General features: G+C 35.9%; 10 protein-coding genes. 6 read left to right on the plus strand and 4 right to left on the minus strand.

All coding sequences use genetic code 11. From position 1 onward, the window contains the following. Positions 1-80: 80 nt before the first annotated feature. From gndA to rpiA, 4 genes are all read left to right on the plus strand, one after another. A complete protein-coding gene (gene gndA / locus SLH48_RS02655) occupies positions 81-1493 on the plus strand; it encodes an NADP-dependent phosphogluconate dehydrogenase (protein ID WP_320256905.1) in 1413 nt (470 codons plus the stop codon). An 87-nt stretch (positions 1494-1580) separates the two neighbouring features. After that, entirely contained in the window at positions 1581-2366 is a 786-nt protein-coding gene (locus tag SLH48_RS02660; protein WP_320256906.1) for an alpha/beta hydrolase, read from the plus strand. Between the two features lie 70 nt (positions 2367-2436). Further along, positions 2437-3768 (plus strand): CoA-disulfide reductase, encoded by a 1332-nt coding sequence (locus SLH48_RS02665; protein WP_320256907.1) that lies wholly within the window; start codon positions 2437-2439, stop codon positions 3766-3768. A 168-nt stretch (positions 3769-3936) separates the two neighbouring features. After that, a complete protein-coding gene (rpiA, locus tag SLH48_RS02670; protein ID WP_320256908.1) occupies positions 3937-4608 on the plus strand; it encodes a ribose-5-phosphate isomerase RpiA in 672 nt (223 codons plus the stop codon). A gap of 202 nt (positions 4609-4810) precedes the next feature. Here rpiA and SLH48_RS02675 read toward each other — a convergent pair whose 3' ends face one another. Together SLH48_RS02675 and zwf are read right to left on the minus strand one after the other, a co-directional pair. Continuing rightward, positions 4811-5425 carry a cyclase family protein gene (locus tag SLH48_RS02675; protein ID WP_320208002.1) on the minus strand — a complete coding sequence of 205 codons (615 nt, stop codon included), beginning with the start codon at positions 5423-5425 and terminating at the stop codon, positions 4811-4813. Positions 5426-5489: 64 nt separating this feature from the next. Then, positions 5490-6968, minus strand: a complete 1479-nt coding sequence (gene zwf / locus SLH48_RS02680) for a glucose-6-phosphate dehydrogenase (protein WP_320256909.1) — start codon at positions 6966-6968, stop codon at positions 5490-5492. A gap of 417 nt (positions 6969-7385) precedes the next feature. Between zwf and rnz the strand changes: the two genes are divergently transcribed. After that, entirely contained in the window at positions 7386-8327 is a 942-nt protein-coding gene (rnz, locus tag SLH48_RS02685; RefSeq protein ID WP_320256910.1) for a ribonuclease Z, read from the plus strand. A 122-nt stretch (positions 8328-8449) separates the two neighbouring features. Here rnz and proI read toward each other — a convergent pair whose 3' ends face one another. Beyond that, entirely contained in the window at positions 8450-9286 is an 837-nt protein-coding gene (proI, locus tag SLH48_RS02690; RefSeq protein WP_320256911.1) for a pyrroline-5-carboxylate reductase ProI, read from the minus strand. Between the two features lie 713 nt (positions 9287-9999). Here proI and SLH48_RS02695 point away from each other — a divergent pair. After that, positions 10000-10965, plus strand: coding sequence for an MBL fold metallo-hydrolase (locus tag SLH48_RS02695; RefSeq protein ID WP_320256912.1), 966 nt, complete (start codon positions 10000-10002; stop codon positions 10963-10965). Positions 10966-11035: 70 nt separating this feature from the next. Here SLH48_RS02695 and SLH48_RS02700 read toward each other — a convergent pair whose 3' ends face one another. After that, complete coding sequence (locus SLH48_RS02700) at positions 11036-11593, minus strand: hypothetical protein (protein ID WP_320256913.1); 558 nt, start codon at positions 11591-11593, stop codon at positions 11036-11038. Between the last annotated feature and the right edge of the window lie 424 nt (positions 11594-12017).

Here is a 12017-nt window from a genome sequence, read left to right on the forward strand (position 1 = left end):
TGGAACTTGATTATAGTAGTATATTTGTGGTATTTTCAAGGTTGAAGATTGAATTTGTTGATAGAAAGGAAGTACTTATCATGACAAAACAGCAAATTGGTGTGATCGGCTTAGCGGTCATGGGGAAAAATTTAGCATTTAATATTGAAAGTAGAGGGTACTCTATATCTGTATATAATCGTTCACGTGAAAAAACGGATGAAATGCTTAGTGAAGCACAAGGAAAAAATGTTAAACCTACTTATAGTATTGAAGAATTTGTGGAATCACTTGAAGTACCAAGAAAAATCATGTTGATGGTTAAGGCAGGGAAGCCGACGGATGCAACGATTGAGCAATTACTTCCTCATTTATCAAAAGGGGATATATTAATAGATGGTGGAAATACTTATTTTGGCGATACACAAAGAAGAAACCAACTGTTAGCTGAGAAAGGCATTCACTTTATTGGTACAGGGGTTTCAGGTGGAGAAGAAGGTGCTTTAAAAGGCCCAGCTATTATGCCAGGAGGTCAAAAGGAAGCATACGAGCTTGTACGACCAATTTTTGAAGCTATTTCCGCAAAAGTTAATGGTGAGCCTTGTTGTACATATATTGGCCCAGATGGAGCTGGACATTATGTGAAAATGGTACATAATGGAATTGAATATGGCGATATGCAGCTTATTAGTGAAGCTTATTTTCTATTGAAAAACGTCCTAGGACTCGACGCTTTAGAACTTCATGAAATATTTAAAGAGTGGAATACTGGTGAACTTGATAGTTATCTCATTGAAATCACAGCTGATATATTCAAAAAAATTGATGAGGAAACAGGGAAACCTCTAGTTGATGTTATTTTAGATACAGCTGGTCAAAAAGGTACAGGAAAGTGGACAAGCCAAAGTGCTCTTGACCTCGGTGTGCCATTACCTATTATTACAGAATCTGTTTTTGCTCGCTTCATATCTGCTATGAAGGAAGAACGGGTTAAAGCAAGCTCCATGTTAAGTGGTCCGAAATCACCTGCTTTTGATGGAGATAGACAAGAGTTTATTGAAGCGGTAAGAAAAGCACTGTATATGAGTAAAATATGTTCCTACGCTCAAGGCTGGGCTCAATATAAAGCAGCTTCTGAAGAATATGATTGGAATCTACAATACGGAGATATTGCGATGATTTTTAGAGGCGGGTGTATTATTCGAGCAAGATTCCTACAAAAAATTAAGGATGCATATGATAGAGATGCTCATTTACCAAACCTTTTGCTTGATCCATATTTTAAAGAGATCGTTGAAAGCTATCAATCATCACTACGTGAGATTATTGCTAGTGCGGTGAAGTTAGGTATTCCTGTACCTGCATTTTCTAGTGCTCTCGCATATTACGATAGTTATCGTACTGAAACTTTACCTGCAAACCTACTTCAAGCACAGCGTGACTATTTTGGAGCGCATACGTATCAAAGAATTGATAAAGAAGGCATTTTCCATACAGAATGGTTAGAAAAATAAAAGTAATGAAGAAAGCTCCTTAAGGTGGGGCTTTCTTTTGTATATTTGCAGATTAAATTATTTATTAGTCAATAGGAGGGGAAGATTTTGCTGAAGAAGCGGTTCATATCGGAAAATTTAACACTATCATATGAAGATGTTGGACAAGGTGAAGCAATTGTCTTACTGCATGGATTTTGTGGGAGTCATGCTTATTGGGAAAGGATTATGCCAGAATTAGCGAAACAATATCGAGTAATTGCTCCCGATTTACGCGGGCACGGAGGTTCAACTTATCAAACCGACGAATATGCGATTGAAGATATGGCTGAAGATATTAAACTTCTGTTAGAAGCCCTAAATATTAATAAAGTTTCAATGTTTGGACATTCACTAGGTGGGTACATTACACTCGCTTTTGTAGAACATTATAGTAGCATGCTAAATAGTTTTTCACTCATTCATTCGACTGCTTTTGCTGATTCAGATGAGGCGATAGCCGGTAGGGAAGCGAATATAAAAAAAGTTGAAAAAGACGGGGTAGACCCCCTAATTAATGGTTTAGTCCCGAAGCTCTTTTCAGAAAATAACGTAATGAAAATGAAGGAAGAGGTGGCTTACATAAAGGAAATTGGGTATAAAACATCGAAAGAGGGAACTATTGGTGCGTTAAATGCAATGAAAAACCGCCCAAATCGCAACGAAATACTAGAGCATACTTCTTTACCTGTGTTATTAGTCGCTGGAGAACAGGATCGAATCATATCAACAGCAAACGTGTTTTCCACTTCAAAAGATAATGTAACTCAATCTCTAATTAAAAACGTTGGTCATATGAGTATGTTTGAGGATAGTGAACAGTTATTATCAGATATAAAAAGTTTTTTATCGTGAGAACCGATAAAAAATAATTTCGCTGTTACTGAAAATTATTGATAAATATAAGAGTGAGGAGGGTGGTTTTTTGAATTACGTAATTATAGGCGGTGATGCAGCTGGTATGAGTGCTGCTATGCAAATTATAAGAAATGACAGCGATGCCAAGGTCACAACATTAGAAAAAGGTGGAATTTATTCTTATGGACAATGCGGTCTACCATATACGATAAGTGGAGTAATTCCATCCACTGAGAAACTTATAGCTAGGTCTGTGGAGACTTTTCGAGACAAATACGGAATTAATGCACAAATATACCACGAAGTTCAAAATGTGATTTCTGAAGAAAAAGTAGTTCAAGGTATTAACAGCCATACCGGAGAAACGTTTGCTTATGAGTATGATAAATTATTAATTGCTAGCGGTGCATCGCCTGTCGTTCCAAAATGGAAGGGTGTTAACCTTAAGCGAGTGTTTACACTGAAAACAATCCCAGATGCTAATAGCATACTCGAAGAACTGGATGATGATATAAACAATGTGACTGTAATTGGCGGTGGTTACATTGGCTTAGAGATGGCAGAAAACTTCAAGATGCTTGGAAAAAATGTTCGCATGATTCAACGTGGAAGTCAATTGGGAAGTATTTTTGATGAAGATATGGCCGAACTCATTCATGAAGAAGCAATAAAGCATGGAATAGAGTTAAATACAAATGAGAATGTCATTTCCTTAAATGGGGATAAAATTGTTGAATCAGTTCAAACAGATTGTGGTGAATATGACACAGATCTCGTTTTAATAGCTATCGGTGCAAGACCTAATACGACATTTGTGAAAGACACGGGGCTTGTTTTTGGCGTAAAGGGTGCTATTCAAATAAATCGTTATATGCAAACAAATATAGAGGATGTGTATGCGGCAGGGGACTGTGCAGTACAATATCATATGGTAAAAGGACAAGATGACTATATTCCTCTTGGAACGACAGCAAACAAGCAGGGAAGACTTGCTGGTTTAAATATGATAGGAAAGTCAAGAGCTTTTGCAGGAGTTACAGGGTCATCCATTATAAAATTTATGGATCTATCATTAGGCAGAACAGGACTTTCGGAGAAAGAAGCTCACGCTTTAAATATTCCCTATGAAACAGTAAAAATAACTACGAAGCATATTGCAGGGTATTATCCAGGGGCTGATCCAATACATATAAAACTAGTTTATAGAAGTGATAACCACCTTTTACTTGGTGGACAATTGATCGGTAAAGCAGGGGTTGATAAGCGTGTGGACGTCTTAGCAACAGGACTGTATAATCGCATGTCAATAAACGAACTAGAAGATCTTGATCTATGTTATGCTCCACCATTTAACGGCGCGTGGGATCCAATTCAACAGGCTGCTAGAAGAGTACGGTAAAAATAGAATCATAGTTGTAGCTTTGATTGATATTTTTGTTCTGACAGATCAATATATATAACTCAAGTTCGCAACATCTTTTTCTGCGTTAACGACTATGATATTGTATAAAAGTTGCTTAGCAGATCAAATATATTAAAAACCTTGTTATAAAATAAGGAGGCTTATGTGGATACAAAAAGAATTGCAGGAGAGAAAGCAGTAGAATATATTACAGATGGAATGACAGTAGGACTTGGAACGGGTTCAACAGTATATTGGACCATTAAAAAGCTGGGTGAGTTAGTAAAAGCAGGGCTTTCGATAAAGGCTATACCTACCTCAAATCATACAGAGATATTAGCAAGAAAGTTAAATATACCATTGAGTAATTTTGATGAAATAAAAGAACTTGATATAACAATAGATGGTGCTGATGAAATTGATGCTAAGTATAATCTTATTAAAGGTGGAGGCGGTGCATTGTTGAGGGAGAAGTTAGTTGCTATTTCTTCAAAACAGCTAGTCATAGTTGCTGATGAAACCAAAGTCGTAGAAACCTTGGGAAAGTTTCCACTACCCATTGAAGTTGTACCATTTGCTTGGCAAAGAACTGCTAAGGAAATTACTCAGCAGTTGAAGGTATTGCCTAAACTACGCTCTGTTCAGAATGAGCCATATATAACTGACAATGGAAATTTCATACTTGATTGTAATGTAAGTGATATTCATGCTCCAGCAGTGTTACATCAAAGCTTGAAACAAGTTACTGGAGTCATTGACACAGGTTTGTTTCCGAATATGGCCAATGTAGTTATCATTGGGTTAAGTGACGGTGTGCAAGTTATTGAAAAGGTATAGGTTGTTTCTTTGTACATTTGTCTAAACTAAATTGCTCGCTAAGGTTTAATACGGTAAAATGCTACAAACAATGGCGGTATAAGCTTTTGATCTCATGGTCAATGTGTCAGCTGTTGGAATAAAAAAATAAAATGTGTACACTTTTTTACATATGGATGTACACATTTTTATATTGAAAAACTATTTATGAGAGCTCTTTATTTTACATACCTTCAAACAATAAAACACGCGCTGGAGCAGCATCACAGCCCTGCAGCTTTATTGGGGCAGCAACCATAAAGTATTCACCAGCAGCTACTTCTTTTAAACGAAGACCTTCGATAATAATAACATCATTCGTAAATAATGTTTTATGTGTTGGATGTCCTGGCTGGCTTCTTTCGATGCCCAATGCATCAACACCAACACCCTTTATTCCTTTTTCAGCAAGATAAGTTGCAGCTTCTTCATTTACAAAAATAAATTCAAAATTAAACTCTTCATCATACGAATTTTTCGTTTTGAATATAACAAAATCATTTTCCTGAATGTCGAATTTTTCAATGTCTTTTTTTGTAATCTGGTCTTCAACCTCTGTTAGGTCAAATACTTTACATTGGCCTACTAAGTCTTCAATTGATATCGTTTCAATCGTTTCACCATCATTAATCATGTGTAGAGGCGCATCAACATGCGTGCCACTGTGCACATCCATATCAATTCGAGATTCGGTTATATAATCATTAGTTACAGTTGTTAAACTCGGTTGTTTTGCAGGTGTATTTTTGTACACAGGCATTCCTGTATAAACTTGTGCAGTCACATCATACATCTTCATTATTATTCAATTCCTTTCATGGGGTATGTCCCCCGCTAAATTAATATGTATATCTGGTGGAGGGTTAAATCCCCCACCAAGCGAAGCCATCTTTTGCAAGGAGTTGATCTGCTAATTTTGGTCCTGTAGTACCAGCTTCATAATTAGGAAAATCCTGTGCTTTCTCTTTTTCCCAAACAGATGATATTGTATCAACAAATTCCCAAGAAAGAGCAACTTCATCCCAATGTGTAAAGTTCGTAGCATCACCCCTCATACAATCAAAGATGAGTTTTTCATATGCTTCAGGCGTATTTATGCCGTCCACACAATTATTGCAATAATCTAGCTGTATAGGTGTTGTTTTCATCGTCTGTCCACTTCTTTTTGCATTCAAATGCAATGTAATTCCTTCATCAGGTTGAATGTGTATGACGAGTAAGTTAGGGTGCATCGTTTCCCCTTTTTTATAATAGAGGTTCATCGGTACATCATTAAATTGAACTACAACTTTCGTTGATTTTGTAGGCATTCTTTTACCTGTTCTTATGTAAAAAGGTACCCCTGCCCAGCGGAAATTATCGATAAGTAGCTTTCCAGCTACATACGTTTCAGTATTAGATTCTGCATCAACTAAATTTTCTTCACGATATGCACTCACGTTCTTATCGTTAACGATACCCTTGCCGTATTGACCACGAACAAAATAATCATTAACTTCTTGTTCTTCTATTGGACGAAGTGCACCTAATACTTTTACTTTCTCATTTCGAATTTCTTTTGTTGCAAGCTTACTTGGTGGCTCCATTGCTAGGAGAGATACGATTTGTAGCATATGGTTTTGCAGCATATCCCGCAATGCTCCGGATTTTTCATAGTATCGTCCACGATCTTCCACACCAAGTGATTCACTAGACGTGATTTGGATATTTGATATATATCTATTATTCCAGAGCGGTTCAAATAAAGCATTCGCAAAGCGAATAACTTCGATATTTTGAACCATTTCTTTACCCAAGTAATGATCGATACGATATATTTGATCTTCAGAGAAGGATTCTCTAATTTGTTCATTTAATTTTTGTGCTGATGGTAGGTCATGCCCGAATGGTTTTTCAATGACTAACCTTGACCACCCTTGAGTGTTTGTTAATCCTTCTGATTTTAAGAAAGAGGCAATTGTACCGAAAAACTCCGGAGCCATTGCTAAATAAAACATTCGGTTGCCCACGGTGTTATATTTTGTATCAAGTGTGTCTACTAACTCCTTTAATTGCTCGTATGAAGAACTATTCGTTACGTCAAAAGGGTGATAATAAAAATGCGACGTAAAATCATCATTATCAAGCTCTTGGATATTGGAATCTTCAATCGAAGTTTTTACATCGTTACGGAACTCTTCGTTTGATAAAGGTCGCCTTGCAACCCCCACAACTGCAAAGTCATTAGACATCTTTTTTTCCTTAAATAGGTTATAAATGGAGGGATATAATTTTCGCTTTGCTAAGTCACCTGTTGCTCCAAAAATAATAATAATTGCTTTTGGTTTTTCTACATTGCTCACGCTCAAAACCTCTCTCTTCTCGTAGCGTTAAAAGTATTTATGCAATACTTAATTGTGGTTTGTAAGTAAAAGGAAAATATATGATATTAGCTGATCCTTTATATTTAGTTTTATCATAAATGACTACAAAAATAAAATTTATAGCAACCAATTTTATGTTTTAAAAGAAAAAATACGATAAAACAGGCTAATATTCTACATATTTTTCGAAAAAAACGGACACCTACATAGTAAACTTATGTATTAAATATATACTTAGTAACAAAGCTCTATTAATACAACAGCTACTGGTATGATGAAGTTCTGGAGTCATTATTTGAAGAAATCATACATGAGTTTAACTATCATTTTTCTTTTTGCCTAATCCAACTGTAGTTGTTATGCTTAGTATAGCGCAACGGTGGGGGAGGTATTATTATGGAAGTTATTTTTTTAGGAACAGGGGCTGGTGTACCTGCAAAGGAGCGGAACGTAACATCAATTGCTTTACAATTGTTAGAAGAGCGTGCATCTGTATGGCTTTTTGATTGTGGTGAAGCAACTCAACACCAAATTTTACATACGTCTATTCGCCCGAGGAGAATAGACAAAATTTTTATCACCCATCTTCATGGCGATCATATTTTTGGACTTCCAGGGTTATTAGGAAGCCGATCGTTTCAAGGTGGAGAAACACCAGTGACAGTTTATGGACCGAGCGGTATTAAAGATTATTTAACCATCTCCTTAAAAACTAGTAGCACCCGTTTAAAATACGATTTACATATTCATGAAATTGATGAAGGATTGATCTATGAGGATGAGCAATTTCATGTTACTGCAGGTAAACTTGAACATGGTATCACTTCCTATGGATATCGAATTGTTGAAAAAGATTTACCAGGAGCGTTACTTGTAGACGAGTTAAAAGCACGTGGTATCCCCCCTGGTCCAATATACCAACAATTAAAAAAGGGTTTAACTATTGAATTAGAAAACGGTGACATCATTGATGGAAAACAATTTATTGGTCCAAGCCAAAAAGGAAGAATTATTACGGTTTTAGGAGATACGAGAAGCAACGAAAAAAGTGTTGAACTCGGTAAAAATGCAGACTTATTGATTCACGAAGCAACTTTTGGAGGAGCAGAAGAAGAGTTAGCTTATAATTATTTTCATTCAACTAGTTATGAAGCTGCAGAGATTGCAAAAAAGGCTAATGTTAAAGCTTTGTTGCTAACACATATTAGCTCGCGCTATCAGGGGAGTAGCTCTGAAGTGCTAGTAAATGAGGCTCGTGAGATATTCGATAATACATATATGGCTCATGACTTTTTGTCATACCCTATTCCAAAATTATCAAGAGGTACGAAAGGTTAATGTCAATTTTTTTGATATGAAGTTAGTTTCTACTTCATCTAAAGGGGTTGTCATCAGGTGGGGAAAAGCTCCACCTGATGAAATAGATTGCTCTACGGTAGAATTGGGTTTGCTAAGCTTTGTTATTTAACAAGTTGTGTTAAAGCTGCCCCCAATTCAGTTGATCGATCAGTTGCCCGTTTTATACATGCAATGACAGCTTGTTGATATTGGTGCTGTTCTAGGACCTGTATGCCAGCCTCTGTTGTACCACCTGGACTTGTCACCTCACGTCTAAGTGTGGCTGGTTGTTTTTCTGATGTCTTTAACATTTCTGCTGCCCCGATAATTGTTTGTAAAATAAGCTCTTTGGCAACAGCTTTATCTAGGCCAATTTCAACTGATGCATTTTCCATTGCTTCCACTAAATAATATACATATGCTGGCCCACTTCCAGAAAGGCCTGTTACAGCATGTAACTTGTCTTCAGCAACGATAGTAACGATCCCAACAGTTTCAAACAATGTCCTAGCAATTTCTAAATGGCTTTTTGAACTATATGTTCCTTGTGCCAAAGCAGTTGCGGATTTGCCAATGGTTGCAGACGTATTTGGCATGGCTCGTATAACAGGGTTCTTTTCCTGTAAAAGTTCATTTATAGATGTCGTAGAAACGCCTGCCAACAATGAAATAATGAGCTGATCTGCTCGAATATATTTCGATATGGAGGACAACCCTTCAGCCACATCTTTCGGTTTCATTGCTAGGACGATAACATCCGCATTGTTTATAAGGCTTTCTTTAGAGGTAGTCGTTGTCACCCCATATTTATTCGATAATTCTACTAAACGAGAATGGTTGGAGCGATTTGTTACTGAAATTTGCTTTGGTAGATACAGTGATTCCTTCACCATACCAGCTATTAGCGCTTCAGCCATCGAACCTGCTCCGATGAAAGCAATGTTTAACTCAGTGCTCATTGTAATCCCTCCAAAATCAAATTGATATTCCAAAAAGTATGTGAAATATAAAAAGACCTATTCCATCCATAAAAAGGACGGAATAGGTCTATTTCCGCGGTACCACCTTCATTGACAATAACACTCGATACTCACAATTCACGAATGAAAATCGTCCAGCTCTCTCCCGTAACGAGGGTATACGGTTAGTTTTGCTAACTGCTCCTGGGTAGGTTCATTGATTAAGCGGGTTATGAAATCTTTCAGCCGATGGATTTCATTCTCTTATTACCATTAATCATTTACTAGTCCCATTCAGTGCATTTGCTTATTTGGTTAGAAGGCATAAATTGCCTAGGTTATTTGTGTCTAGATATCGAGCTCGATCGGGTTCAAGTCGTTTCAGACAAACATTTGAAGACAAAAGGTGCATTCATGTGTTTGTCTTTCAGCTCATGTACCCAATAAGTTTTAATTCCACTTTTCTTATTTGTTTGTCATTATGAATTGTCCACATCTATTTGTCAATAGCTATCAGTTGATTTTTTTTACCACATTAACGCGTTATCATATCTAATTATTTGAATATAATGACAAGTGAGTGGAAAACATGTAAACTATGATACATAGTATATGATTATTAAACTCCTCATGTTAGGGGAGCTATAAAATTGTAAGTTAACAGCTGAAAAATGATTATATAAATATAATTGAACATGAAAGGGTGAAAAGTAATGGAGCAAATTTTAAAATTAACTGTACCAACACCATTTCCAGTTGGTGATGTTAATATGTATCTCATAAAAGGTGACAGCTTAACGTTAATAGACGCTGGAATTAAAACAGAGGAAGCATGGAATGTTTTTAGAACTCAATTAAATGAATACGGCTATCGCCCAGAGGATATTGAGCAAGTTGTTATTACACATCATCATCCAGATCATGTTGGTTTACTAGATTATTTACCTGCTGATCTACCGGTCATTGGTCATCCGAAAAATGAACCATGGATTAGTCAAGATAAGGAATACTTAACGCAAAGGGAATCTTTTTTTACATCACTTTTTTTTCAAGCGGGTATCGATCCAGCTTATATGCCTCTCATCGCAAAAATGAAACTGTCTCTCCGCTTTTCTTGCACTCGGTCATTAACACGTGAAATTATTCAAGGCGATACGATTGACGGTTTGCATGAATGGAAGGTTATAGAAACACCAGGGCATGCCCAAAGTCATATCGTGCTTTATCGCGAATCAGATGGACTGCTAATTGCAGGTGATCATTTATTAGCAGCTATTTCACCTAACCCGCTGCTTGAAGCACCTATGTTTGGTGAGATAAATCGTCCAAAACCTCAATTACAATATAATGAGTCAATTAAAAAGCTACTTGATATTGATATCTCTTATGCTTTTACTGGCCACGGAGAAGATATAGAAGATGCACATTCGTTAATTCTTAAACGCCTTGATAAACAAAAAGAAAAGGCATATTATGTGCTAGACATGTTAAAGAAAAAACCTATGACTGCTTTTGAGGTGTGTAAGCAGCTGTATCCTTCTGTTTATCAAAAAGAGTTAGCTCTCACAATGTCTGAAGCGTTTGGGCAATTGGACTATTTAGTTGATATCAACGAAATTGTAGTCGATACATCGAGCGAGCAATGGCTATATTCCGCTCAAGTTTCTAAAGTGTTGTAAAGTGAACAAATAGAAAGTGTTTAAAGGCTAACGGTTTAGGACCAGTTAGCCTTATTTAAGTAGATGGCTTTTATTCTAAACCACTATATATTGTTTTAAATTTTTTATCTTCAAATTGTACTGCTAATTCGTGTGTTGTTTCTTTTTCATAATTATAAACATAATAAATAATTTCGTAACCACTGACATCTTTACCATCCAATTCTTTATAAAATGGGTTTGCTGATATAAGAATTATGGGGTAGTTATTTTCGATAATATCAAGTGGTATTTTCTGATATTGATCCTCCTCATCAAATATAATTTGTTCTTCTTCTACTATAAATTGTGTGTTATAAGTATCTTTCATTTTCTCATATTGCTTTGTTTTTAAATAGTAGAAAATATGTCTAGACTTATAGTCGTAATCTTTAAATTCATTAAATCTGTTTTCTTCATTGACAAGACTTTTCTCTAACTTAATAATTTGATCTTTATATGTGACCATATCCTGTTGTTGTTGTTCATTTTGAGTTTGTAATTCACTTATCTGTTTTTCTAAGCTTGCTATTCTTCCACTTTGCTCAGAAGAACAGCCATAAATAAAGGTCGTAATAAAAATAGATGTAATCATTAATTTACGTTTCATTCTATCTCTCCTTGTAGTTTAGCACTTGTAAAAAATGCTTGTTCCTCAAGACTTGAAGTGGCAATGCATTAAGAAATAAATGTGGATGATCTTTATTGCATCCAACAGCTATTACTTTGGAGCTAGACAGGATATATATTGTAAAGGATTTTTTTGTTGGATGAACGCTATTAAAAAGAATTTTTCTAGCATTTAGAATCATCAGATTCAATTAATGTAGCGCTAGTGAACAATGGTAAATACTCTTTTTGTAAACTCTGTTGCTATTGTTATCAGATTAGTACCATAAAAAGTGGTTTATATGTTAGTAGCGTTGTACAGAAGAAAATATGCCACGAACGCTAGGAGTATACGTGTTAATAGGTGAAAATTAACATGCTGAGGATGAAAAAAGGTGTGTTGTAGTTTAAGTCATTCAAATACA

This window comes from Cytobacillus sp. IB215316 (genome assembly GCF_033963865.1).
Lineage (GTDB): Bacteria > Bacillota > Bacilli > Bacillales > SM2101 > Nanhaiella > Nanhaiella sioensis.

Excerpts from the sequence above, each read along its gene's own strand:
- proI (WP_320256911.1), bottom strand. The coding sequence starts at position 9,286 with ATGAGCACTGAGTTAAACATTGCTTTCATCGGAGCAGGTTCGATGGCT.
- SLH48_RS02675 (WP_320208002.1), bottom strand. The coding sequence starts at position 5,425 with ATGAAGATGTATGATGTGACTGCACAAGTTTATACAGGAATGCCTGTG.
- gndA (WP_320256905.1), top strand. The coding sequence starts at position 81 with ATGACAAAACAGCAAATTGGTGTGATCGGCTTAGCGGTCATGGGGAAA.
- rnz (WP_320256910.1), top strand. The coding sequence starts at position 7,386 with ATGGAAGTTATTTTTTTAGGAACAGGGGCTGGTGTACCTGCAAAGGAG.
- SLH48_RS02695 (WP_320256912.1), top strand. The coding sequence starts at position 10,000 with ATGGAGCAAATTTTAAAATTAACTGTACCAACACCATTTCCAGTTGGT.
- SLH48_RS02700 (WP_320256913.1), bottom strand. The coding sequence starts at position 11,593 with ATGAAACGTAAATTAATGATTACATCTATTTTTATTACGACCTTTATT.